This is a genomic window from Thiomonas sp. FB-6 (assembly GCF_000377645.1).
Taxonomy (GTDB): Bacteria; Pseudomonadota; Gammaproteobacteria; order Burkholderiales; family Burkholderiaceae_C; genus Thiomonas_A.
The window spans coordinates 60,901-84,540 of sequence record NZ_KB898481.1; the positions used below are offsets into that span (position 1 = coordinate 60,901).

The 23,640-nt window shown below is 69.9% G+C and carries 25 protein-coding genes; 8 read left to right on the top strand and 17 right to left on the bottom strand.

Annotated elements, in window-relative coordinates:
* Nucleotides 1–30 precede the first annotated feature (30 nt).
* Both ftsZ and lpxC read left to right on the top strand, forming a co-directional pair.
* Nucleotides 31–1,227 (top strand): cell division protein FtsZ, encoded by a 1,197-nt coding sequence (gene ftsZ / locus D466_RS0110695; protein ID WP_026285143.1) that lies wholly within the window; start codon nucleotides 31–33, stop codon nucleotides 1,225–1,227.
* Between the two features lie 428 nt (nucleotides 1,228–1,655).
* Nucleotides 1,656–2,585 (top strand): UDP-3-O-acyl-N-acetylglucosamine deacetylase, encoded by a 930-nt coding sequence (gene lpxC / locus D466_RS0110700; RefSeq protein WP_018913714.1) that lies wholly within the window; start codon nucleotides 1,656–1,658, stop codon nucleotides 2,583–2,585.
* Nucleotides 2,586–2,595: 10 nt separating this feature from the next.
* Here the strand turns inward: lpxC and D466_RS21435 are convergent, their stop codons facing one another.
* Nucleotides 2,596–2,958 (bottom strand): DciA family protein, encoded by a 363-nt coding sequence (locus D466_RS21435; protein WP_018913715.1) that lies wholly within the window; start codon nucleotides 2,956–2,958, stop codon nucleotides 2,596–2,598.
* A 250-nt stretch (nucleotides 2,959–3,208) separates the two neighbouring features.
* Between D466_RS21435 and secA the strand changes: the two genes are divergently transcribed.
* The 4 genes from secA to D466_RS0110725 are packed head-to-tail and all read left to right on the top strand — an operon-like array spanning nucleotide 3,209 to nucleotide 8,658.
* Nucleotides 3,209–6,010, top strand: coding sequence for a preprotein translocase subunit SecA (gene secA, locus D466_RS0110710; RefSeq protein WP_018913716.1), 2,802 nt, complete (start codon nucleotides 3,209–3,211; stop codon nucleotides 6,008–6,010).
* Between the two features lie 28 nt (nucleotides 6,011–6,038).
* Nucleotides 6,039–7,274 (top strand): bifunctional glutamate N-acetyltransferase/amino-acid acetyltransferase ArgJ, encoded by a 1,236-nt coding sequence (gene argJ, locus D466_RS0110715; RefSeq protein ID WP_018913717.1) that lies wholly within the window; start codon nucleotides 6,039–6,041, stop codon nucleotides 7,272–7,274.
* 2 nt (nucleotides 7,275–7,276) lie between these two features.
* A complete protein-coding gene (locus D466_RS0110720) occupies nucleotides 7,277–8,215 on the top strand; it encodes an ATP-binding protein (RefSeq protein WP_018913718.1) in 939 nt (312 codons plus the stop codon).
* The gene (locus D466_RS0110725; protein ID WP_018913719.1) at nucleotides 8,212–8,658 is read left to right on the top strand and encodes an NUDIX domain-containing protein; all 447 of its coding nucleotides are present in this window, start codon (nucleotides 8,212–8,214) and stop codon (nucleotides 8,656–8,658) included. Before D466_RS0110720 ends, D466_RS0110725 begins: the two co-directional genes overlap by 4 nt.
* Before the next feature lie 28 nt (nucleotides 8,659–8,686).
* Here D466_RS0110725 and D466_RS0110730 read toward each other — a convergent pair whose 3' ends face one another.
* From D466_RS0110730 to D466_RS0110775, 10 genes are all read right to left on the bottom strand, one after another.
* The gene (locus D466_RS0110730; RefSeq protein WP_018913720.1) at nucleotides 8,687–8,926 is read right to left on the bottom strand and encodes a DNA gyrase inhibitor YacG; all 240 of its coding nucleotides are present in this window, start codon (nucleotides 8,924–8,926) and stop codon (nucleotides 8,687–8,689) included.
* Nucleotides 8,917–9,669 carry a cell division protein ZapD gene (zapD, locus tag D466_RS0110735; RefSeq protein WP_018913721.1) on the bottom strand — a complete coding sequence of 251 codons (753 nt, stop codon included), beginning with the start codon at nucleotides 9,667–9,669 and terminating at the stop codon, nucleotides 8,917–8,919. The genes D466_RS0110730 and zapD overlap by 10 nt, the downstream gene beginning before the upstream one ends.
* Before the next feature lie 183 nt (nucleotides 9,670–9,852).
* Nucleotides 9,853–10,494, bottom strand: coding sequence for a dephospho-CoA kinase (gene coaE / locus D466_RS0110740; protein ID WP_051083736.1), 642 nt, complete (start codon nucleotides 10,492–10,494; stop codon nucleotides 9,853–9,855).
* Nucleotides 10,487–11,326, bottom strand: a complete 840-nt coding sequence (locus tag D466_RS0110745) for an A24 family peptidase (protein ID WP_018913723.1) — start codon at nucleotides 11,324–11,326, stop codon at nucleotides 10,487–10,489. Before D466_RS0110745 ends, coaE begins: the two co-directional genes overlap by 8 nt.
* Nucleotides 11,323–12,546 (bottom strand): type II secretion system F family protein, encoded by a 1,224-nt coding sequence (locus D466_RS0110750; protein WP_026285147.1) that lies wholly within the window; start codon nucleotides 12,544–12,546, stop codon nucleotides 11,323–11,325. Before D466_RS0110750 ends, D466_RS0110745 begins: the two co-directional genes overlap by 4 nt.
* Before the next feature lie 33 nt (nucleotides 12,547–12,579).
* A complete protein-coding gene (gene pilB / locus D466_RS0110755; RefSeq protein ID WP_026285148.1) occupies nucleotides 12,580–14,322 on the bottom strand; it encodes a type IV-A pilus assembly ATPase PilB in 1,743 nt (580 codons plus the stop codon).
* Nucleotides 14,323–14,470: 148 nt separating this feature from the next.
* Complete coding sequence (locus D466_RS0110760) at nucleotides 14,471–15,004, bottom strand: heme-binding protein (RefSeq protein WP_018913726.1); 534 nt, start codon at nucleotides 15,002–15,004, stop codon at nucleotides 14,471–14,473.
* Nucleotides 14,989–15,174: a 4-oxalocrotonate tautomerase gene (locus D466_RS0110765; RefSeq protein ID WP_018913727.1), complete on the bottom strand. Its 186-nt coding sequence runs from the start codon at nucleotides 15,172–15,174 to the stop codon at nucleotides 14,989–14,991. The genes D466_RS0110760 and D466_RS0110765 overlap by 16 nt, the downstream gene beginning before the upstream one ends.
* Before the next feature lie 129 nt (nucleotides 15,175–15,303).
* Nucleotides 15,304–15,687, bottom strand: coding sequence for a c-type cytochrome (locus tag D466_RS0110770; protein ID WP_018913728.1), 384 nt, complete (start codon nucleotides 15,685–15,687; stop codon nucleotides 15,304–15,306).
* A 10-nt stretch (nucleotides 15,688–15,697) separates the two neighbouring features.
* On the bottom strand, nucleotides 15,698–16,030 hold the full coding sequence (locus tag D466_RS0110775; protein ID WP_018913729.1) for a c-type cytochrome: 333 nt from the start codon (nucleotides 16,028–16,030) through the stop codon (nucleotides 15,698–15,700).
* A gap of 242 nt (nucleotides 16,031–16,272) precedes the next feature.
* Here D466_RS0110775 and D466_RS0110780 point away from each other — a divergent pair, with 242 nt between their 5' ends.
* On the top strand, nucleotides 16,273–17,103 hold the full coding sequence (locus D466_RS0110780) for an undecaprenyl-diphosphate phosphatase (protein WP_018913730.1): 831 nt from the start codon (nucleotides 16,273–16,275) through the stop codon (nucleotides 17,101–17,103).
* 51 nt (nucleotides 17,104–17,154) lie between these two features.
* Here the strand turns inward: D466_RS0110780 and D466_RS0110785 are convergent, their stop codons facing one another.
* Nucleotides 17,155–17,928 (bottom strand): LytTR family DNA-binding domain-containing protein, encoded by a 774-nt coding sequence (locus D466_RS0110785; protein WP_018913731.1) that lies wholly within the window; start codon nucleotides 17,926–17,928, stop codon nucleotides 17,155–17,157.
* A gap of 3 nt (nucleotides 17,929–17,931) precedes the next feature.
* On the bottom strand, nucleotides 17,932–18,948 hold the full coding sequence (locus D466_RS21440) for a sensor histidine kinase (protein ID WP_018913732.1): 1,017 nt from the start codon (nucleotides 18,946–18,948) through the stop codon (nucleotides 17,932–17,934).
* 84 nt (nucleotides 18,949–19,032) lie between these two features.
* On the opposite strand from D466_RS21440, the gene argH reads away from it, so the two are divergent.
* The gene (gene argH, locus D466_RS0110795; protein ID WP_018913733.1) at nucleotides 19,033–20,427 is read left to right on the top strand and encodes an argininosuccinate lyase; all 1,395 of its coding nucleotides are present in this window, start codon (nucleotides 19,033–19,035) and stop codon (nucleotides 20,425–20,427) included.
* Nucleotides 20,428–20,451: 24 nt separating this feature from the next.
* Here argH and dcd read toward each other — a convergent pair whose 3' ends face one another.
* The 4 genes from dcd to D466_RS0110815 form a co-directional block, all read right to left on the bottom strand.
* On the bottom strand, nucleotides 20,452–21,021 hold the full coding sequence (gene dcd, locus D466_RS0110800; RefSeq protein ID WP_018913734.1) for a dCTP deaminase: 570 nt from the start codon (nucleotides 21,019–21,021) through the stop codon (nucleotides 20,452–20,454).
* Between the two features lie 28 nt (nucleotides 21,022–21,049).
* Nucleotides 21,050–21,370, bottom strand: coding sequence for a DUF167 domain-containing protein (locus D466_RS0110805; protein ID WP_018913735.1), 321 nt, complete (start codon nucleotides 21,368–21,370; stop codon nucleotides 21,050–21,052).
* A 56-nt stretch (nucleotides 21,371–21,426) separates the two neighbouring features.
* Entirely contained in the window at nucleotides 21,427–21,948 is a 522-nt protein-coding gene (locus D466_RS23325) for a histone H1-like DNA-binding protein (RefSeq protein ID WP_038165986.1), read from the bottom strand.
* Nucleotides 21,949–22,380: 432 nt separating this feature from the next.
* Nucleotides 22,381–23,598 carry a ribonucleotide-diphosphate reductase subunit beta gene (locus D466_RS0110815; RefSeq protein WP_026285152.1) on the bottom strand — a complete coding sequence of 406 codons (1,218 nt, stop codon included), beginning with the start codon at nucleotides 23,596–23,598 and terminating at the stop codon, nucleotides 22,381–22,383.
* Between the last annotated feature and the right edge of the window lie 42 nt (nucleotides 23,599–23,640).

The window sequence follows — 23,640 nt, forward strand, 5'->3', positions numbered from 1 at the left end:
AGTCTTTCCTTATCCGGACGGAGGTGCATCATGGCGTTTGAAATGATCGAGGACCTTGGCGACAGCGGGTTCGACAGCGGCACCAACATCAAGGTGATCGGCGTGGGCGGCGGCGGCGGCAACGCCGTCGAGCACATGATCGCCAGTGGCGTCAAGGGCGTGGAGTTCATCTGCGCCAACACCGACGCGCAGGCGCTCAAGAGCTCGAACTCGCAGCGCTTCATCCAGCTCGGCCGCACCGGCCTGGGCGCCGGCGGCAAGCCGCAGGTCGGGCGCGACGCCGCCGAGCAGGCGCAGGCGCAGATCCGCGAGACCCTGACCGGGGCGCACATGCTGTTCATCACCGCCGGCATGGGTGGCGGCACCGGCACCGGCGCGGCGCCGGTGGTTGCGCGCATCGCGCGCGAGATGGGCATCCTGACCGTGGCCGTTGTGACCAAGCCCTTCGAGTTCGAGGGCACCAAGCGCCTGGGCCACGCCGAGAGCGGGCTGGAAGAGCTGGAGAAGAACGTCGACTCGCTGATTGTGGTGCTCAACGAGAAGCTGCTCGAGGTCTACGGCGACGACATCTCGCAGAAGGAAGCCTTCGCGAAGGCCAACGACGTGCTGAAGAACGCCACCGGCGGCATCGCCGAGATCATCAACGTGCCGGGCATGATCAACGCCGACTTCGAGGACGTGAAGACGGTGATGGGCGAGCCCGGCAAGGCGATGATGGGCACGGCGGTGGCCAGCGGCGCCGACCGCGCGCGCCTGGCGGCCGAGCAGGCCGTCGTGTGCCCGCTGCTCGACGGCGTGGACCTGTCGGGCGCCAAGGGCGTGCTGGTGAACATCACCGCCGACGACTCGCTCAAGCTGAGCGAGACCCGCGAGGCGATGAACGCGATCCGCGCCTACGCGTCGCCGGATGCCCACATCATCTTCGGCACCGTCAACGACCCGTCGATGGGCGACTCGCTGCGCGTGACCGTGCTGGCCACCGGCCTGTCGCGCGCCAAGGCCGCCGCGAAGGCGGCGCCGACGCTGACCGTGCTGCGTACCGGCACGGACGCGACGCCGCTGAGCATGGGCGCGGCGCTGGGCGGCAACGGCGTGGACAGCAGCCAGATCCCGGCGATCTGGCGCAACCCGCGCGGCAACGCTCCGTCCGCGCACGTCAACGCCCTGATGCAGGGAGGCATGGAGGAAATGGAAATTCCCGCCTTCCTGCGCAAACAGGCTGATTAATGGACGACCCCCACGCTCGCTGCGCTCGCTGTTCCACGTCGCCGCCTGCAGGCGGCTCCGATTCGCCACCGTCCAAGCTGCCGCAGGGCAGCTCGGAGCCGCGGGGCTCATCCCCCGCGGGGCTCGGCCGGCTTGGGGCGGCCCTGCGCCGACCGAGGTCGCCGCGGCGAACGTAGCGGCGTTCGAGGGATCGCCCATCCGTCCGCAAGGCGCGTCATCGGCGCGCCGTCAGGGCCTCTCCCCGTGGACCTGACGGCGCGTCGCCGCCACGCCAGCCCCCGCGCCCCCGGCGCGCGCACTGCCTCCTGCGCGCGCAACGGGGGCGCCGGCGTCGCCGGCAGGCAGGCGAGCGCGAGTTTGGTTACAATAAACGAAAACAATAAGAAAGTAGATTCCGATTGAAAAAACCAGAGTCCAGAGGCCCGTCGATGCTCGCGCAGCGCTCGATTCGTTCCGCCACCCGCGCCGTGGGCGTGGGCCTGCACAGCAGCGAGCGCGTGGAACTCAGCCTGCTGCCGGCGCCGCCCGACAGCGGCATCGTGGTGCGCCGCGTGGATCTGCCCCAGCCGGTGAGCATCCCGCTGAGTCCGCAGGCGGTGGTCGACACCCGCATGGCCACCACGGTGGGTGCAGGTGGCGTCAAGGTGCACACGGTCGAGCACCTGCTGTCGGCCTGTTGCGGCCTGGGCGTGGACAATCTGGTGATCGAGGTGGACGCCGAGGAGATCCCCATCCTCGACGGTTCGGCCTCCTCCTTCGTCTATCTCCTGCAGTCCGCCGGGCTGCAGGACCAGGACCGGCCCCGGCGCTTCGTGCGCGTGCGCAAGCCGGTGGAAGTGCGCGTGCAGGAGCGCGACGGCGAGAAATGGGCCCGCCTGGAGCCGCATGACGGCTTCCGGCTGGATTTCGCCATCGAATTCGGCCACCCGGCCATCGACCGCACCGCGCAGGACTTCCGTTTCGAGTTCTCCATGCCCGAGTACGTGCGCGAGATCGCCCGCGCGCGCACCTTCGGCTTCATGCGCGACGTCGACGCGCTGCGCGAGATCGGGCTGGCCCAGGGCGGAAGCCTGGAAAACGCGATCGTCATGGACGAGTCACGCATCCTCAACCAAGGCGGGCTGCGTTTCGATGCCGAATTCGTCAAGCACAAGATGCTCGACGCCATCGGAGACCTGTACGTGATCGGCCACCCCATCCTGGGCGCCTACAGCGCCTACCGCAGCGGCCACGCGCTGAACAACGCGCTGCTGCGCGCCCTCGGCAGCGACCCCGAGGCCTTCGAGATGGTGGTGTTCGACGACGAGACCGAGGCCCCCGCGGGTTTCCGCGCCTCGGCGCGCAGCCTGCTGTACTGATTCGGGGCCTTCACAGCCGTTCGCGCAGCGCCCGCAGGCGCTCGCGCACGGCGGCCGGAGCGGCGCTGGCCTGCGCCGGCGCCTCGGCACGCACGCCGCCGCCCTGGGACTGGGGAGCCGCCACGCGAACCTGGATGCGATCGACGGCCCAGCCGGCCTGGCGCAGGCGGCGCAGCAGCAGCGGCACGTACAGCTTCAGCTTGGCCGCCACCGCCGAGGAACTCGCGCCGAGGGTCCAGCAGCCGTCGGCGAAACGCCCGGGCTGCACCGCGCCGGCCATGTCCGCCCCCAGGGCGCGTGCCAGTTCCTCGCCCATGCGCCGCGAATCCAGCGCCTGTTGCTGCAGGCTCAGCAGCAGCGGGGTGCGCTGCATCCATTGGTGAAGCGTTGCGGTGCGCACGGCGCTGCCCGCCGCCGTGCGGCGCCTCGGGCCGGGGGGCTTGGCGGGAAGCTTGGCAGGGACGGGTTCGCGGGCCATTTGCCCCGTATTGTCGCCCGAGCGGCCATGACGACGGGCATGCAGCGCTGGCGACTAGAATGGCTGTTTTGCGTCCAGGCCGTAGGGGTCCGAACCCCTGGCGCGAGGCGGTCGCCGCCCTGCGTGGCCGCCCATGCCCAGATCCATGCCCGCCACCTTCCTGACCCGCCTGTTCGGCAGCCGCAACGAACGCCTGCTGCGCCAGTACCGGCGCAATGTGCAGCGCATCAATGCGCTGGAGCCGCAATTCGAGAAGCTCAGCGACGAGCAGTTGCGCGCCAAGACGGTGGAGTTCCGCGAGCGCGTCGCCGCCGGCACCAGCCTGGACGAGATCCTCTGCGAGGCCTTCGCGGTGGTGCGCGAGGGCGGCAAGCGCGCGCTGAAGATGCGCCACTTCGACGTGCAGCTCATCGGCGGCATGGCGCTTCACTCCGGCAAGATCGCCGAGATGCGCACCGGCGAGGGCAAGACCCTGGTGGGCACGCTGGCGGTGTACCTGAACGCGCTGTCGGGCACGGGCGTGCACGTGGTCACGGTCAACGACTACCTGGCCCAGCGCGACGCCGAGTGGATGGGTCGCCTGTACCGCTTCCTCGGCCTCAGCGTGGGCATCAACCTGCCCAACCAGTCGCGTGAGGACAAGCAGGCCGCCTACGCGGCCGACGTGACCTACGGCACGAACAACGAATACGGCTTCGACTACCTGCGCGACAACATGGTGTTCGAGCCCGCCGAGCGCGTGCAGCGCGGGCTGAACTACGCGCTGATCGACGAGGTCGACTCGATCCTGATCGACGAGGCGCGCACGCCGCTGATCATCTCCGGCCAGGCGGAGGACAACACCGATCTGTACCTCAAGCTCAACGGCGTGGTGCCGCTGCTGGACCGCCAGATCGGCGAGGAGGATCCGGTGACCGGCCAGGGCGTGGAAAAGCCCGGCGACTTCACCGTGGACGAGAAGAGCCACCAGGTCTACCTGACCGAGTCGGGCCACGAGAAGGCCGAGGACATCCTCACCCGCATGGGCCTGATCCCCCCGGGAAGCACCCTGTACGACGCGGGCAACATCGCGCTGGTGCACCACCTGTACGCGGCGCTGCGCGCCCACCACCTGTACCACCGCGACCAGCACTACGTGGTGCAGGGCGGCGAGGTGGTGATCGTCGACGAGTTCACCGGGCGCATCATGTCCGGGCGGCGCTGGTCCGACGGCCTGCACCAGGCGGTGGAGGCCAAGGAAGGTGTGACGGTGCAGAGCGAGAACCAGACCCTGGCCTCGATCACCTTCCAGAACTATTTCCGCATGTACGCCAAGCTGGCGGGCATGACCGGCACCGCCGACACCGAGGCCTACGAATTCCAGGAGATCTACAACCTGGAAACCGTGGTCATCCCGACCAACCGCTCCAGCCAGCGCAAGGACCACCAGGACAAGGTGTACAAGAGCGCCGCCGAGCGCGACCGCGCGGTGGTCGAGGACATCAAGGACTGCTATTCCCGCGGCCAGCCGGTGCTGGTGGGCACCGGCTCCATCGAGGCCAGCGAGCACCTGTCGCAGTTGCTCAACCGCGAGAAGCTGTCGCACCAGGTGCTCAACGCCAAGCAGCACGCGCGCGAGGCCGAGATCGTCGCGCAGGCCGGGCGCCCGGGCATGATCACCATCGCCACCAACATGGCGGGTCGCGGCACCGACATCGTGCTCGGCGGTAACGTCGAGAAGCAGTGCGAGTTCATCGTCGCCGATGCGAACCTGGACGACGAGGAGAAGCAGCGCCGCGTGACCGCGCTGCGCTCCGAGTGGCAGTCGCTGCACGACCAGGCCATCGCGCAGGGCGGCCTGCACATCGTCGGCACCGAGCGCAGCGAGTCGCGCCGCGTGGACAACCAGCTGCGCGGGCGTTCGGGCCGCCAGGGCGACCCGGGCTCCTCGCGTTTCTACCTGTCGCTGGACGACCCGCTGATGCGCATTTTCGCGGGCGATCGGGTGCGCGCGATCATGGACCGCCTGAAGATGCCCGAGGGCGAGGCCATCGAGGCCGGCATGGTCACGCGTGCGATCGAATCCGCGCAGCGCAAGGTGGAGGCGCGCAACTTCGACATCCGCAAGCAGCTGCTGGAATACGACGACGTCTCCAACGAGCAGCGCAAGATCCTCTACCAGCAGCGCAACGCCATCCTGGACAGCCAGGAGGTGGCCGAGCAGGTCGCCGACCTGCGCACCGGCAGCGTGGCCGACCTGGTGCACACCCACGTGCCCGAGCAGAGCATGGAGGAGCAGTGGGACGTGCCCGCGCTGGAGCGCGCGCTGCGCGAGGAGCTGCAGGCCGACATCGAGCTCAAGGCCTGGATCGAGGCCGACCAGACGGTCACCGACGAACAGGTGCTGGAACGCGTGCTGGGCGAGGTGAACGCGCGCTACCAGGCCAAGGTGGAACTGGTGGGGGCGCCCAACTTCGCCGGCTTCGAACGCATGGTGCTGCTGCAGGCGCTGGATCAGCACTGGCGCGAGCACCTGGCGGCGCTGGACTACCTGCGCCAGGGCATCCACCTGCGCGGCTACGCGCAAAAGCAGCCCAAGCAGGAATACAAGCGCGAGGCCTTCGAGCTGTTCGGCCAGATGCTCGACGCGGTCAAGAACGAGGTCACGCGCACCCTGATGACCGTGCAGGTGCAGACCCAGGAGCAGGCGCAGAGCGCGGCCGAGACCATCGAGCAGCGCGCGCAGAGCCTGCACAACCTGGCCTACCAGCATCCGGAGGCCATGGGCGGCATGCTCGTCGGCGACGAGGGCGACGACGCGCAGGCGCAGGCCGAGGCGGCGATCGCCGCGGCCGCCGCTCCCGGCGTGCAGCAGGTGGTGAACGAGCTGCCCAAGGTCGGCCGCAACGACCCCTGCCCCTGCGGCAGCGGCAAGAAGTACAAGCAGTGTCACGGCCGACTGTCGTGATCATCCAGACTTCCAGGGAGGGGCGGCGATGGCCGTGAATCTGCAGGCACCCGATCCGGCCGCGCTGCACGCGGTGGCCGGCGTGCGCATCGGCGTGGCCGAGGCGGGCATCCGCAAGGCCGGACGCCGCGACCTGACCCTGCTGGCCTTCGATCCCGGCACCCGCGTGGCCGGCGTGTTCACGCGCAACCGCTTCTGCGCCGCGCCGGTACAGGTGTGCCGCGAACACCTGGGCGAGGCGCGTTGCGCCGAGGTGCGCGCGCTGGTGGTGAACACCGGCTGCGCCAACGCCGGCACCGGCGCGCAGGGCCTGGCCGACGCCCGCGCGAGCTGCGAGGCGGTGGCCCGGCTGATGGGCGTGTCCGCGCGCCAGGTGCTTCCCTTCTCCACCGGCGTGATCCTCGAGCCGCTGCCGCTGCAGCGCCTGCGCGACGGCCTGCCGCGCGCGCTGGCCGACCTGCGCGAGCAGGCCTGGGCCGACGCCGCCGCGGCCATCATGACCACCGACACCGTGCCCAAGGCCGCCAGCGAGCGCGTGCTGATCGACGGCGTGGCGGTGCACGTCACCGGCATCGCCAAGGGCGCCGGCATGATCCGCCCCGACATGGCGACCATGCTGGGCTTCATCGCCACCGACGCGGCGGTGGCGCCGGCGCTGCTGGCGCAACTGGTGCGCGAGGTGGCCGACGGCTCCTTCAACTGCGTCACGGTGGACGGCGACACCTCCACCAACGACTCGCTGGTGGTGGCGGCCACCGGAGCCTGCGGGCTGCCCGAGATCGCCGACGCCGCGTCGCCGCAGGCGCGTGCGCTGCGCGCCGCGCTGCTGGGCGTGGCGCAGCGCCTGGCGCAGGCCATCGTGCGCGACGGTGAGGGGGCCACCAAGTTCATCACCATCGAGGTGCAGGGCGCGCGCAGCGTGGCCGAGGCGCGCCGCGTGGGGTACGCGGTGGCTCATTCGCCGCTGGTCAAGACGGCCTTTTTCGCCAGCGACCCCAACCTGGGACGCATTCTCGCGGCGGTGGGCTATGCCGGCGTGGACGACCTGGACGTGGACGGCGTGGAACTGTTCCTCGACGAGGTGCACGTGGCCACGCGCGGCGGGCGCCATCCGGACTACCGCGAGGCCGACGGCCAGCGGGTGATGGCCAAGCCGGAGATCCTGGTGCGCATCGTGCTGGGCCGCGGCGAGCACGCCGCCACGCTGTGGACCTGCGACCTGTCGCACGACTACGTGTCGATCAACGCCGATTACCGGAGCTGAGCATGGCACGCAAGCCTGCCGCTTCGGCGCGTGCCGCTTCGGCGCCTGCAGCCGCCGCCCCGGTGGCCGATCCCATGGCGCGCCTGGCCGGCCTGCTGGAGCAGGCCGAGCGCGTGCTCGGCCGCCTGGAACAAACGCTGGCCCCCGGCCTCGCGGCGCCCGACTGGGAGGCCGCCAGCGCCTTCCGCTGGCGCCGCCGCGGCTCGCAGGCCTGGCTGCAACCGGTGCCGCAGCCGGCGGTGATGCGTTTCGCCGACCTGCAGGGCATCGAGGAACAGAAGGCGCGCCTGGAGCGCAACACCCGCCAGTTCGTGGCCGGGCGACCGGCCAACAACGCGCTGCTGACGGGCGCGCGCGGCACCGGCAAGAGTTCGCTGGTGAAGGCCTGCCTGCATGCCTTCGCGCCCAAGGGGCTGCGCCTGATCGAGATGGACAAGGCCGACCTGGTGGACCTGCCCGAGCTGGTGGAGCTGGTGCGCGCTCGGCGCGAGCGGTTCATCGTGTTCTCCGACGACCTGTCCTTCGACCAGGGCGAGCCCGGCTACAAGGCGCTGAAGTCGGTGCTCGACGGCTCGGTGGCGGGCACCGCCGACAACCTGCTGATCTACGCCACCTCCAACCGGCGCCACCTGCTGCCCGAGTACATGCACGAGAACCTGGAAGCCACGCACAGCGAAAGCGGCGAGGTGCATCCCGGCGAGGGCACGGAGGAGAAGGTCTCGCTGTCCGACCGCTTCGGTCTGTGGCTGAGCTTCTATCCCTTCGACCAGGAGCATTACCTGCGCATCGCCGAGCACTGGCTGCAGGTGTTCGGGCTGAGCGAGCAGCAGGCGCGCGCCGCGCACGCCGAGGCCTTGCTGTGGGCGCTCGAGCGCGGCTCGCGCTCCGGGCGCATTGCCTGGCAGTTCGCCCGCGACTACTGCGGGCGGCGCAGGAAGTGAAGCCGCCGGGCGACGCCGAGGCGCCGCGCACACCGGTGCCGGTGGCCGTGGGCGTGCTGCTGCGCGAGGACGGGAGCTTCCTGCTGGGCAGCCGCCCCGAGGGCAAGCCCTGGGCCGGCTATTGGGAATTCCCCGGCGGCAAGATCGAGCCGGGCGAAACCCTGGTGCAGGCGCTGCGCCGCGAGCTGAGCGAGGAACTGGCCATCGACATCGAGGACGGCGAGTTCTGGAAGTCCTGCATCGTCGACTACCCGCACGCGCGCGTGGACCTGCGCTTTTGCAAGGTGCGGCGCTGGAGCGGCGAGCCCAGGCCCTGTGAGGGCCAGCAACTGGCCTGGCAGCAACTGCCGGTGCAGGTGCGCCCGGTGCTTCCGGGCACGCTGCCGGTGCTGCGCTGGCTGGCCGAGGAACGCGGCCACCAGGGCCCCACCCACCACGAGTAGCCAGCCCGGCCCCGCAGGCCGGCTGCGCTCAATGCCTGGGCGCGCCCAGGCGCGCGGCCGGCGCATCGGGCATGTCGTCGTCTGCCTCGGTGGGCTTGGCGGCCACCCGGTAGCTCTCGCTGGACCAGGCGCCGAGGTCGCCGTTGCGGCAGCGCTCGGAGCAGAAGGGGCGCCAGGGGTTGTCGACAGAGTAGGGCGTGGGCGTGCCGCAGCCGGGGCAGGGCACGATACGCGCGGCCGGGCCGGGGCGCTGCGGATTCACGGACATAGGGCCAGCTCGAATTGCACGTCGCTGTCCACCGGCTTGAGCTTCCAGTCGGAGTCGGGACGCATGAAGCGCACCGAGACCATCAGGCGGTGGCCGGTGATCTCCGGGATCACGCCCAGGGTTCCGTCCACGCGCAGGCGCATCAGCTGGTAGCTGCGTCCGCCCAGGTTCTGCTGGTAGCTGCCGCTCTGGGCCACGCTCTTGTGGGGCATGCCCCCATCACGCAGCATGCGCAGCAGCACCTCCACGGCCGTGGCCATGGGGTTGAACACCTCCATCCAGCGCATCAGGTCCTCGCGCCGCTGTTCTTCCGGCAGGTGCTGCCAGGCGTAGTAGGCGGGAAGATCGAATTCGCAGGTGCCGCCGGGAATGCCCGCGCGGCTGCGGATGGACATCAGCCATTCGTTGTCCAGCAGGCTCTGGCCCGGCTTGCCCAATTGCTGGCCCAGGCGCTGGAAGGAGGAGTCGATCTCCGCCAGCACCTCTTCCAGCGTGATCTCCGACACCGACGGATTGCCGCGGTAGCTCAGGTATTGCTGGCGCTGGCGCTCGAGGTCCTTGAGGATGTCGCTCTTGAGGTCCTGGCGCGAGGTGACGTCCATGATCTCGAACATGGACAGCAGCGCGTGGTGATGGTCGAAGGGGTGGCCCCTTTGCATCAGGAAGGCATTTCGACGCAGCAGGTATTCGAGCCTGAGCAGGGTGCGAACACGCTCGGTCAGCGGATATTCGTACAGGATCACGGGCCAGGACGAGTTGGGGCCCGGCGGGCGGCCGGGCAGGGTGCGGCGAAAGCAGCTGTGAGGATAGTGGGTAACGGCACCGATGCGTCGCCCTGCGGGCGCCTCATCGGCAAGGGTGGCCAGGCGGTTGCGCGGCGCGGGCAGGCCTGCCGCGGGTCATTGTCACGCATGTGCCGCGGGAATTCAAATGCGGGGCCGGCCGGCCAGCATGCGGTGGTGCAAATCCAGCGCCTGCCGGCGCAGCGAGTCGAGGTCGCCCGAGTTGTCGATGACCTCGTCGGCAGCGGCCAGGCGGTGTTCGCGCGTCGCCTGCGCCTGCAGGATGCGCCGCACCTGCAGCGCCGACAGCCCGGATCGCCGCATGACGCGCTGCACCTGCAGTTCGGGCGCGCAATCCACCACGACGATGCGGTCCACGCGCTCGCGCCAGCGCCCCAGCGATTCCACCAGCAGCGGCACCACGAACACGAGGTAGGGGCCCGGCAGCTTGTCGGCCAGCTCGCGCAGGCGCGCGCCGATCAGCGGATGCAGGATGGATTCCAGGCGCGCGCGTTGGGTGGGGTCGGCGAAGGCCAGCTCGCGCATGCGCGAGCGGTCGAGCGCCCCGTCGGCTCCGATCGCGGCCTCGCCGAAGGCTTCGCGGATGGCCTCGATCGCCTCGCCTGCGGGCGCGGTCAGCGCGTGGGCGATGGCGTCGGCGTCGATCACCGCCGCGCCCCATTCCCGCAGCATGTCGGCCACCGCGGACTTGCCCGAACCGATGCCCCCGGTCAGCCCCAGGCGGGCTCGCCGCGCGGGCGCCGGCCGCGCGCCGGGCTCAGACACCGCCCAGCACCCAGCCGACCAGGCGCTGCGGGCCCAGGAACAGGGCCAGCAGCCCGGCGGCGGCCAGGAAGGGGCCGAAGGGCATCGGGCGGCCGCGCTGCAGGGCGCCGGTGGCCTGCAGGGCCAGGCCGATCACCGCGCCGCAGATGGCCGACAGCAGGATGATGGGAAGCAGGGCCATGGCGCCGAACCAGGCGCCGAGCATGGCGAACAACTTGAAGTCCCCGAAGCCCATGCCTTCCTTGCCGGTGAGCAGCCGGAAGCCCTGGTACACGCACCAAAGGCTGGCATAGCCGATGGCCGCGCCCGTCACCGCCTGCGGCAGGAAGCCCGGGTCCAGCCAGGCGTGCAACAGCAGGCCCAGCCACAGCAGCGGCAGCGTGATGCCGTCGGGCAGCAGCGTGGTGTCGAAGTCGATCAGCGCCAGCGCCAGCAGCCCCCAGGCCAGCACCACGCCGCCGGCGGTCCAGGCCGACACGCCGTGAAGCGCCACCAGCGCCGCGGCCAGCACGGCGCCTGCGATCTCCACCAGCGGGTAGCGCGGCGAGATGCGCGTGCCGCAGGCCGAGCAGCGCCCGCGCAGCAGCAGCCAGCTGAGCACGGGGATGTTCTCCCACCAGGCGATGGCGTGGCCGCAGGCGCCGCAGCGCGAGCCCGGGCGCACCAGATCGAAGGCCTCGGCTTCCTCGGGCGGCAGCTCCAGCGTGGCACGTGCCTCGTCGCGCCAGCCGCGCTCGAGCATCACCGGCAGGCGCAGGATCAGGACGTTCAGGAAGGAGCCGACCAGCAGCCCGAGCAACGCGGCGACGAAGACCGCGAAGCCCACGCTCACCCCACCACCTTGCCGAGGTTGAAGATCGGCAGGTACATGGCGATCACCAGGCCGCCGATGAGGACGCCCAGCACGACGATGATGATCGGCTCGAGCAGGCTGGACAGCGCCTTGACCAGTTCGTCCACCTCGGACTCGTAGATGTCGGCGACCTTGCCGAGCATCGAGTCCAGCGAGCCGGATTCCTCGCCGATCGAGGCCATCTGCAGCACCAGCGGCGGAAACACGCGGGAGTTCTGCATCGACAAGGTCAGGCTGGTGCCGGTGGAGACTTCCTGCTGGATCTTCTCGGTGGCCCGCTGGAACACGATGTTGCCGGAGGCGCCCGCCACCGAGTCCAGGGCTTCCACCAGCGGCACGCCGGCGCCGAACATGGTCGACAGCGTGCGCGTCCAGCGAGCCAGCGCCCCCTTGAGCACCAGTTGCCCGAACACCGGCAGGCGCAGCAGGCCGCGGTCCACCAGTTCCTGCACGCGTTCCGAGCGTTTCCAGCTCTGGAAGCCGAAATAGCCCCCCAGCACCAGGACGCCGGCCATCACGTACCAGTAGTGCACGAAGAAGTTCGACATCGCGATGACGATCAGCGTCGGCCCCGGGAGCTGGGCGCCGAACTGGGCGAACACGTCCTGGAAGGTGGGCACCACGAACAGCATGATGATGGTGACCACGATCATCGCCACGATCATCACTGCGATCGGGTAGGTCAGCGCCGACTTGATCTTCGACTTGATCGCCTGGGTCTTCTCCTGGTAAGTCGCCAGGCGGTCGAGGATCAGCTCCAGCATGCCCGCCTCCTCGCCGGCCTCGACGAGGTTGCAGTACAGGTGGTCGAAGTACTTGGGGTACTTGCGGAAGGCCGCCGACAGGCTGGTGCCGGTCTCCACGTCGTTTCGGATGTCGGTGACCAGGCGCGCCATCGAGGGGTTGGGATGGCTGCGCGCGACGATGTCGAAGGACTGCAGCAGCGGCACGCCGGCGCGCAGCATGGTGGCCATCTGGCGCGTGAAGGTGGTCAGGTCCTTGGACTTGATCGAACGCCCGCCGCCGACCTTGCGCTTCTTGAGCTTGGTCACCAGGATGCCCTGGCGGCGCAGCGAGGCGTTGACGATGTTCTCGCTGCCGGCACGCATCTCGCCGCGCTGGATGCGCCCCTGGCGGTCCTTGCCCTCCCAGACGTAGAGGAATTCCTTGGCGCTACGCACCGCAGCTGTCGTGCTCATCGTTCCCCCCAGCGGCGCGTCGCCCGCGTCCCGTTATTCATTGGTCACCGCGAGCACCTCCTCCAGGGAGGTCAGGCCCAGGCGCACCTTCACCAGCCCGGATTCGCGCAGCGTGCGCACCCCCTCGACCCTGGACTGCGCGGCGATGTCCAGCGCGGTTCCATGGTTCAGGATGATGCGCTGGATCTCCTCGCTGATCGGCATGGCCTGGTAGATGCCCAGGCGCCCCTTGTAGCCGCTGCCGCCGCAGGCGCTGCACTTGCCCGGCTTGTAGGGCTTCCAGCTGCCGTCCAGTTCGGACTCGGCGAAGCCGGCCTCGATCAGCGCCGCGGCCGGCACGTCCGCCGGCGTGCGGCACTGCTGGCACAGCTTGCGTGCCAGGCGCTGCGCGGTGATCAGGATCACGCTGGAGGCGATGTTGAAGGCCGGCACGCCCATGTTCATCAGGCGGGTCAGCGTGGTCGGCGCGTCGTTGGTGTGCAGCGTGGAGAACACCATGTGGCCGGTCTGCGCGGCCTTGATCGCGATGTCGGCCGTTTCCAGGTCGCGGATCTCGCCCACCATGATGATGTCCGGATCCTGGCGCAGGAAGGCGCGCAGCGCGGTGGCGAAGTTCAACCCCGCCTTCTCGTTCACGTTGACCTGGTTGATGCCCGGCAGGTTGATTTCCGCCGGGTCCTCGGCGGTGGAGATGTTCACGCCGGGCTGGTTCAGCAGGTTCAGGTACGAATACAGCGAGACGGTCTTGCCGCTGCCGGTGGGGCCGGTGACCAGCACCATGCCGTAGGGACGGCGGATGGCGTGCATCACCCGCTCCTTCTCGTCCGGCTCGTAGCCCAGGCTTTCGATGCCCATCTTGGCCATCGAGGAGTCCAGGATACGGATCACGATCTTCTCGCCGTGCAGGGTCGGCAGCGTGCTGACCCGGAAGTCGATCGCGCGGTCCGGGCCGAAGCGCAGCTTCATGCGCCCGTCCTGGGGCACGCGGCGCTCGGCGATGTCCAGGCGCGAGATCACCTTGATGCGCGAGGCCAGCTTCTCCTTGATGGCCACCGGGGGCTGCGCGATCTCGCGCAGCTCGCCGTCGACGCGGAAGCGGATCCGGTAGAAGCTCTCGAAGGGCTCGAAATGCAGGTCGGACGCGCGCATGTTCACCGCGTCCACCAGCATCTTCTGCAGGAAGCGCACGACCGGAGCGTCGTCGACGTCGGCCGCGTTGTCCTTCTCGGCCGCCGACTCCGTGCCGTCGTCCAGGTCGGCCAGGTCGAAGTCGTCGCCGGCCAGCGCGGCGATCTGCGAACTGGCGCTCTGGGTGTTCTGGTCGATCCAGCGCTGCAGCTTGTCGAACTCCACGACCACCAGGTCCACGGCCGACTGCGACTGGAACTTGATCTTGTCCTCGGCCTCGTGGTCGGCCGGGTCGGCGGTCGCCACCACCAGCTTGTTGCCGCGCTTGATCAGCGGCATGACCTTGTAGGCCTTGATGATCTGGGTGTCGATCAGCCCGCTGGGCACGCGCGCCGGGTCGAAGGCGTCGAGGTCGAGCAGCGGCAGCGCGAAGGTGCGGCTGATCCAGTGCGCCAGTTCCGAGGCCCCCATGCCGCCGCTGCCGATCAGCTCGGCGATGAAGCTGCTGCGGCTCTCCACCGCGCGCTTCTGGATCTGCTCGGCCCCGGCGCGCGCCAGATGCCCGGATTGCACCAGGGCGTTGGCCAGCCCCGATAGTTGCAAGGGGGACCGGCTGTTGGGAGGCGAGGCTTGAAGTACGGTGGACATGGCGCGGGAGGGGCGACCCTCACATGATGCTGGCTGGCGCCCGGCTTGTAAATCCGGCCACTCCGCCAGCGGATCGAATCCTCAAATTATGTCGCAGGATCGCAAGAATGCCCCATTTTGCCGCGTGATGGCCCGATTCGTGCGGGATTCAGGGCTGGCGCATTTCCAGGTCGTCCTGCAAGGATTCGGCTCCGGCGCGTGCGCAGCCCTCGTCGGTGACGCCGCTGGGGGCCCCGCTGACGCCGATAGCCCCGTACAGGGTGCCCGCCGCGCTGATGGGCACCGCGCCGGCCTCGAACAACAGGCCCGGCACATGGGCCAGGCCGCCCGCGCCGCGCGCCTGCAGGCTGGAGGTGGCACTGTTGAAGGAGGCCGCGGTGTAGGCCTTGCGCCGGCTCACGCGCAGGGTCAGCTCGGGCGCCAGCACGTCGCGCAGCATGACCTGCGGCAAGCCGTCGCGGTCGACCACGGTGACGCCCACCTGCAGGCCCTCGGCGCGGCACTTGGCCAGCGCCGCCTGCGCCGCCTTCAGCGCGGCATCCAGGCTCAGGCGCTGCACGCCCAGCGCCAGCGGTTGCTGGGCCGCGCCGGCCGCGCGGGCCGCCGGCAGCGCGCCCGGCGCGAGCAGCAGGGCAGCCGCCAGCGCGGGGCCGGCGATGCGCGGGTTCAGCGTTCGCTCCATAGCTTGCCTCCGGTGGCCCAATGGCCGCGCGAGACCTCGTTGAGGATGATGTCCACCGCCTCGGGGGAACACTGCAGGGTGTCGACCACTGCCTGGGTGATCGCCTCGACCAACTGCTTTTTCAGCTCGGGGCTGCGTCCTTCGAACATGTCGACGCGGATGGAGGGCATCGTGGGGGCTCCTGCTCGGTTTCGTGGAGGTTGGCGTACGGGCCATTATCCACGCGGCGCCGGGCAAAAAAAACCGCCCCGGAGGGCGGTTGCGCGCGCGCGGCGCGGACGCGGCGCTTCGCGGGCGCCTCAGGGGCGCGGGTCGCGCGCCTTGTCCGGCTCGTACAGCGGGCTCTTCAGGCTGGACACGTAGGCCGCGATGTCGTGCAGTTGCTGCGTGTCGAAGCGGGCCACCATGCCGGCCATGATCGGGTTGTCCCGGCCGTACAGCGGGGTCTGGTGCTTCGCCTGGTACTGCTGCATCGCGTGGAACAGGTAGGACTCGGGCTGGCCGGCGATGATCGGGTAGGTCGGCGACACCGGCTTGTCCAGGCCCGCGCCGTGGCAGGCGATGCAGCCGCCCTGGTTCACCAGGTCCTCGCCCTTCTTCAGGTCGGCGGCGTGCGCGGTGCCCAGCGCGGCCAGCGCGGCGGCCACGCCCAGCAGGGACAGTCGAGCGAACATGTGGTTCATCGGGGTTTCCTCAATGGGTGCCGCCAGCCTTGGGCTGGGAGTAGTAGGCCGCGATGTCGGCGATTTCCTGGTCGGTCAGCGAACTGGCGATGGCGCGCATGGTCTGGTTGCGACGCTGCCCGCTGCGGTATTCCTGCAGGGCCTGCGCGATGTAGCCGGCGCTCTGGCCGTTGAGCATCGGCACCTCGTAGACCTCGGGGAAGGCGACACGGTAGCCGGTGGAGTTGTGGCAACCCTCACACATGAACACGTCCTGCTTGCCGGTGGTCGCGTTGCCCTGGATGGTCTGGGCTTGGGCACCGGCAGCAAGCAGGAGCGTGACGGCAAAGATCAGCTGTTTCATCGCGGGCTTGACTCGGTTATGGTTGGACGAAGGGGCAGCCCTGCGGCGCGCCGCGGGGAACCGAATCCCTGGGATTATAGGGAGCCGCCCCGCGGCCCGGCTGCCGGCCGCGCCCCATCGCATCGCATTTTGACGCCGCGCAGGCGGCCCGGCTTTCCGGCCGGCGCGCCAAAGCTGCAAGAATGCGCCTTGCGCGTGCCCCGGGCGGTTCCGGCGCGCGCGATCCCCCCGACGGAGTCCGCATGAATTCCCATCTCTACCTGCTGGCCATGGCGGCGCTGCAGGGCGTGACCGAGCTGTTCCCCATTTCCAGCCTGGGCCACAGCATCCTGGTGCCGGCGCTGGCCCATTGGCCCATCGACCGCGAGGCCGACTGGTTCCTGCCCTTCGTGGTCGTGCTGCACCTGGGCACGGCGCTGGCGCTGCTGCTGTATTTCCACCGCGACTGGACCGCCCTCATCGGCGGCTGGCTGCGCGCGCGCGGCGGCACCGGCAACGAGCAGGCGCGCACCCTGTGGCTGCTGGTCGTGGGCACCATTCCGGCCGGCATCCTCGGCCTGCTGCTGGCGCACCGCATCCGCGACCTGTTCGGGGGCTTCGCCTTCGCCGCGGTGGCGCTGATGCTCAACGGCGTGCTGCTCATCGCCGGCGACCGCCTGAAGAACCGCAACGCCAGCGGCAGCCTGGGCCGCCTGAGCTTCGGGCGCGCACTGTTCATCGGCGCGGCGCAGGCGCTGGCGCTGATTCCCGGCTTCTCGCGTTCCGGGGCGACCCTGGTGGCCGGTCTCGGCGCCGGCCTGGAATACGAGGCCGCCGCACGCATGTCCTTCCTGCTGGCCACGCCGATCATCGCCGCCGCCGGCGTGCTGGAGGTGCCCAAGCTGCTGCACGCGCAGATGCCCCCGGGCATGCTCGGCACGGTGCTGATCGCCGGCCTGCTGTCGGGCGCCTGTGCCTGGCTGTCCACCTGGTTCCTGATGCGCTGGTTCCGCGGCCACGAGATCCGCGCGCTGCGCCCCTTCGGCGTGTACTGCCTGGCCTTCGGCGCGCTGGCGCTGCTGCTGGGCCTCTGATCGTCCCCGGCGCACGGCCCCGCCGGGGCGGCCCGGCGATGCCCGGAGGGCTCAGTCCTGGCGCAGCAGCGCGCGCAGCAGCGCGAGCTGGCGCCGGCTGACCGGCAGGCGCTCGGGCACCCCGCGCAGGCGCAACTGCCATTCGGCGCCTTCCGGACCCTCGGCGCCTTCGGCCGGATCGGGGCGAGCTCCGCCCGGCGCCGGCCCGGCGCGCTCCAGGCTGGCGATGGCCTGCACGGCCACCAGCACCGCGCGGTGCGCGCGCACGTAGCGCGCGCCGTAACGCTGTTCGAGTTCGCCCAGCGCCGGCTCGGCCAGGTAGCTGCGCGACGCGGTGCGCACCAGCGTGTATTTGTCCTGCGCGCGGAAGTACAGGATCTCCGCCAGGGGCACGCGCAGCAGCGCGCCCCGTTCGACGATGGACAAGGCGTCGTCCGGCGCGCCATCGGGCGCGCGTGCCGCGCGCCTCTGCGACACCCGCGCCAGCGCCTGGCGCAGGCGCTCCAGCGCCACCGGCTTGGTCAGGTAGTCGTAGGCGCCGTGCTCGAAGGCGCTCAGCGCGTGCTGGTCGTGCGCGGTGACGAACACCACCGCGGGTGCCGCCGCCCGCAGCTCGAGTTCGGCCGCCAGGCGCAGCCCGCTGTCGCCCGGCATCTGGATGTCCAGCAGCACCACGTCGTAGCCGCGGCTGGCCAGCAGCGCGCGCGCGCCGGCGGCGTCGGCCGCCTCGTCGATGCGCCCGGGCGCCGGTTGCTCCAGGCGGCCCAGCAGGCGGCGCAGGCGCGCGCGGGCGAGGGCTTCGTCGTCGACCAGCAGGATGTTCATGGTCTATGCCGGCCGCAGCGGCAGCCGCAGGCGCACGCGCCAGCGCTCGCTGCCGGGCTCGGCGCCGCGCAGCGGCCCATGGCGGATCTCCGCCTCCAGGTCGTAGAGCAGGCGCAGGCGCTGGCCGATGTTGGCCAGCGCGACCCCGGTGCCGCTGTGGCGCGTGTCGGCGCCGCGCGGCGTGTAGTCGTTGCGCACGTCGATTTCCAGGTGCGCGCCCCGGCGGCGTATGCCCACGTCGATGCCGCAGGGGCGCGAACTCGACTCCACGCCGTGGCGTACCGCGTTTTCCAGCAGCGGCTGCAGGGTCAGCGTCGGCATGCGCAGGTCCAGGCAGGCCTCGTCCACTTCCCAGGCCAGGCGCATGCGCGGGCCGAAGCGAACGTCCTCGATGTCCAGGTAGCGCCGGGCCAGCTCGATTTCCTCACGCACGCTGCTGAGCTGGCCGCCGCGTCCGACGCTGGCGCGGAACAGGGCGGCAAGGTCGTCCAGCACCTGTTCGGCGCGTTCGGGCTGTTCGTGCACCAGGGCGGCGGCGGCATTGAGCGCGTTGTACAGGAAATGCGGGCGGATGCGGGCCTGCAGTTCGTCCAGGCGCGCGCGCACCTGCGCCGGGTCGAGCGCCTGCACGCGCAGGCGCTGATGCTGCAGCAGCAGCGCGGCGAGCAGCGCGCCCAGCGCGGCGCCGCGCCAGTCGGGCAGGGCGTCGGACTGGGCCCAGGCCAGCGCGGCCTCCACCAGCCACGGCGCGGCGGCCCCCCAGGCCACGGCCACGGCCGCCTGGCGCCGCGCGCCGCGCCACAGGCCGGCGCCCCCGCACAGCAGCAGCAGCCACAGCGCCACCGCCGGTTGCGCCACCGCCAGATCGTGCAACAGGGCCGTCTCCCAGGCGGCAGCGGTGGCCCCGGCGCCGAATCCCAGGGCCAGCGCGGCCAGGTTGGCCAGCGCGAGGGCGCGCAAGGCCGCGCCCGCGCTGCACAGGTCCGCCGCGGCGCGCGCGTCGCCGCGGGAAGGGGTCAATACAATGCCAGCTTGGTCCATGCCCTGGCGGCGCAGCGTGTCGCGCCGGCCGTGCCCTTCCGATTGTCCGATTCCCGTGATCCCATGAGTTCCTCCCTCGACCGCAAGAGCCAGGCCTGGTCGGCGCTATTTTCCGAGCCGGTCGATGCCCTGGTGCAACGCTACACGGCCTCGGTCGGTTTTGACAAGCGTCTGGCGCCCTTCGACATCCAGGCCTCGCTGGCGCACGCGCGCATGCTGGCGTCGCGCGGCATTATCGGCTCGCAGGATCTGGCCGACATCGAACGCGGCATGGCGCAGGTGCGCGAGGAAATCGAGCAGGGACGCTTCGAATGGAAGCTCGAACTGGAGGACGTGCACCTGAACGTCGAGGCGCGCCTGACCCAACTCGCCGGCGATGCCGGCAAGCGCCTGCACACCGGGCGCAGCCGCAACGACCAGGTGGCCACCGACATCCGGCTGTGGCTGCGCGATGCGGTGGACCGCATCCAGGTGGCGCTGCGCGCGCTGCGCCTGGCGCTGGTCGAACTGGCCGAGCGCCACGCCGACACCATCATGCCCGGCTTCACCCACCTGCAGGTGGCGCAGCCGGTGAGCTTCGGCCACCACCTGCTGGCCTATGTGGAGATGTTCGGCCGCGACGCCGAGCGCCTGGCCGACGCGCGCCGGCGCATCAACCGCCTGCCGCTGGGCGCGGCCGCGCTGGCCGGCACCAGCTATCCGCTGGACCGCGAGATGGTGGCGCGCGAACTGGGCTTCGAGGCGATCAGCCGCAACTCCCTGGACGCCGTCAGCGACCGCGACTTCGCCATCGAGTTCTGCGCCGCCGCCAGCCTGATCATGGTGCATGTGTCGCGCCTGAGCGAGGAACTCGTGCTGTGGATGAGCCAGGCCTTCGGCTTCATCCGCCTGCCCGACCGCTATTGCACGGGCTCGAGCATCATGCCGCAGAAAAAGAATCCGGATGTGCCGGAACTGGCCCGCGGCAAGTCGGGCCGCGTGATCGGGCACCTCAGCGCGCTGCTGGTGCTGATGAAGGGGCAGCCCCTGGCCTACAACAAGGACAACCAGGAGGACAAGGAGCCCTTGTTCGACACCGCCGACACCTTGCTGGATACGCTGAGCCTGTTCGCCGACATGATGGCCGGGCTGGAGGTGGACGCGCAGGCCATGCGGCGCAGCGCGCTCAAGGGCCACGCCACGGCGACCGACCTGGCCGACTACCTGGTGAAGAAGGGGCTGCCCTTCCGCGACGCGCACGAGGCAGTCGCGCTGGCGGTGCGCGAATGCGCGGCCAGCGGGCGCGACCTCGGCGAGCTCACGCTGGCCGAGTTGCAACGCCTGCACCCGGCGGTTCAGCCCGACGTGGCCGAGGTGCTGCGCCTGGAAGGTTCGGTCGCCTCGCGCGACCTGCCCGGCGGCACCGCGCCGCGCCAGGTGCGCGAGCAGGTGGCGCGCCTGCGCGCCGAACTCGCCTGAGCCCGGCGCGGGGTACACGGCGGATCAGGTCCTGGGCAGCGTGACCCCGCGCTGGCCCTGGTACTTGCCGCCGCGGTCGCGGTAGCTGGTCTCGCAGACCTCGTCGCTCTCGAAGAACAGCACCTGCGCGCAGCCCTCGCCGGCGTAGATCTTGGCCGGCAGCGGGGTGGTGTTGCTGAACTCCAGGGTGACGTAACCCTCCCATTCGGGCTCGAAGGGCGTGACGTTGACAATGATTCCGCAGCGCGCGTAGGTACTCTTGCCCAGGCAGATGGTGAGTACGTTGCGCGGAATGCGGAAATATTCCATGGTGCGCGCCAGGGCGAAACTGTTGGGCGGGATGATGCACACGTCCGCCTGGATGTCCACGAAACTGCGCGGGTCGAAGTTCTTCGGGTCGACCACGGTGCTGTGCACGTTCGTGAATACCTTGAATTCATTGGCGCAGCGAATGTCGTAGCCGTAGCTGCTGGTGCCGTAGCTGACGATGCGGTGCCCGTCGGGCGCATGCCGGACCTGCCCCGGTTCGAAGGGCTCGATCATGCTCTGCTCCTGCGCCATGCGCCGGATCCAGCGGTCGGATTTGATGCTCATGGTGTGCGGTCGGTAGATGGACGGTGGCTCATTGTGCCTGGGCCAGCAAGGGCCCGATGCGTGCGAGGACCTGGGCCGGCTCGAGTTCCACCAGCAGTTGCTTGCGCCGCGACTTGTCGCCGCGCAGCACGCGCACGCGGCTGACCGCGCAGTGCAGCTGGGCGGCCAGCCACTCGCGCAGCGCCTCGTTGGCGCGGCCTTCGAGCGCCGGCGCCGCCACGCGCACGCGCAGCGTGCCGTCGTGCAGGCCGACCAGTTCGCTGCGCCTGGCACCGGGTTGCGCGCTGACCAGCACCACGCAGCCGTCGCGGTGGGCCAGCAGCCAGGATGGAAGGGACGTGCCCGTCATGCACAAAAAAGCCTGGGCCTTTCGGCCCAGGCTCGGTCACGCACGATCAGCGGGTCTCAGGGACGATCGCCGGTCGGGAAGGGCCACGCGGCCGCCGGGCTCAGCGCGGTCTTCGCGGCGGGCGCGGCTTCCTTGGCCGCGGGGGCAGGCTTTTTCGCGGGGGCGGGCTTCTTGGCCGCGGCCTTCTTCGCGGGAGCCTTCTTCGCCGCGGCCTTCTTGGCGACGACCTTCTTCGCCGGGGCCTTCTTGGCGGCGGCCTTCTTGGCCGGCGCGGCCTTCTTGGCGACGACCTTCTTCGCCGGGGCCTTCTTGGCGACGGCCTTCTTGGCCGGCGCGGCCTTCTTGGCGACGACCTTCTTCGCCGGGGCCTTCTTGGCGACGGCCTTCTTGGCCGGCGCGGCCTTCTTGGCGACGACCTTCTTCGCCGGAGCCTTCTTCGCCACGGCCTTCTTGGCCGGCGCGGCCTTCTTCGCCACGGCCTTCTTCGCCGGCGCGGCCTTCTTGGCGACGACCTTCTTCGCCGGAGCCTTCTTCGCGGCGGCCTTCTTGGCGGCCGGTTTCTTGGTTGCAGTTGCCATGTTGATTCTCCTAGTTCACGTGTTTTAGAGGTCCAACCTCACCGGTCATATCCAAAGCTCCTCATGGCCCCGCCTCCCGGCGGTCTCCGATACGGGACATTTGCAGATGCGCCGATGGGCAAAACCCCGTCCGCACCAGCGCTGGCGCGTCCGAGGCCATCCACGGCGGGCCATGCGGCCGGCACCGTGCATGTGGGGTGGCCGCCGTGCACGCGGGCCGGCAGGCCCTGTGCGCGCGCGGCGGCTCGCGGCTGCGTCGCGCCGGCGGTACCTCGGCCGGCAGGCGGGCGCGTGGTGGCGCGGCCATGCTGGGCGGGTACTGCGAGGCGGGACGAGCGGCGAAACTTCAACGAGGTGATCCTGAAAAACAAAGGAGGGCCGGCAACCACACGACCACGGTGGCAGCGCAGGCTGGGATGGGCGCCAGGCGCATCATTCCCAGGACAGGGCTCCGCCCGATTGGTATTCGATGACCCGCGTCTCGAAGAAATTCCGTTCCTTCTTGAGGTCGATCATTTCACTCATCCACGGGAAGGGGTTCTCCTCGTTCGGGAACATGGGATCGAGACCGATCTGCTGGGCCCGCCGGTTGGCGATGAAACGCAGGTACCCCTTGAACATGGAGGCATTCAGCCCCAGCACTCCGCGAGGCATCGTGTCCTCGGCGTAGGCGTACTCGAGCTGCACCGCGCGCTGGAACAGCGCGGTGATTTCCTCCTTGAACTCGCGAGTCCACAGGTGCGGATTCTCGAGCTTGATCTGGTTCACCAGGTCGATGCCGAAATTGCAGTGCATCGACTCGTCACGCAGGATGTACTGGTACTGCTCGGCGGCACCGGTCATCTTGTTCTGCCGGCCCATGGCGAGGATCTGGGTGAAGCCCACGTAGAAGAACAGGCCTTCCATCAGGCAGGCGAACACGATGATCGAGCGCAGCAGCTCCTGGTCGTTGCGCTCGGTGCCGCCAAAGGCCGAGGTGCGGAAGGACGGGTTGGTCAGCGTGTCGATGAACGGGATCAGGAATTCGTCCTTGTCGCGGATCGACTTGACCTCGTGGTAGGCGTTGAAGATCTCGCCCTCGTCGAGCCCGAGGGACTCGACGATGTACTGGTAGGCGTGGGTGTGGATGGCTTCCTCGAAGGCCTGGCGCAGCAGGAACTGGCGGCATTCGGGGTTCGTGATGTGGCGGTACGTGCCCAGCACGATGTTGTTCGCCGCCAGCGAGTCGGCGGTGACGAAGAAGCCCAGGTTGCGGCTGACGATGCGGCGCTCGTCCTCGCTCAGCGCGTGCGGATCCTTCCACAGCGCGATGTCCCGCGACATGTTCACTTCCTGCGGCATCCAGTGGTTGGCGCAGGAGGACAGGTACTTGTCCCATGCCCACTTGTACTTGAAGGGCACGAGCTGGTTGACGTCGGCGCGGCAGTTGATGATGCGCTTGTCCTCGGCACGCACGCGCGCCTCGGAGGCCGCACGCTGGCTGTAGGACTCGTCGGTGTGCGCGCCCGCGCCCGGCGTTGCCGGCGCGGAGGATGCGGGGGTGACGGGGACTGCCGTCTGCAGCGACGGCGAAGCGGAGAGAGAAGCGTCCGCCATGCGGCCGGTTGAAGGTCCGCTAGTGCTTGCGGTGTTGTCGTCCCAATGGAGCATGTCTTTCCCTTCGTTCAATTATCAGGTGTTCATGACAAAGCA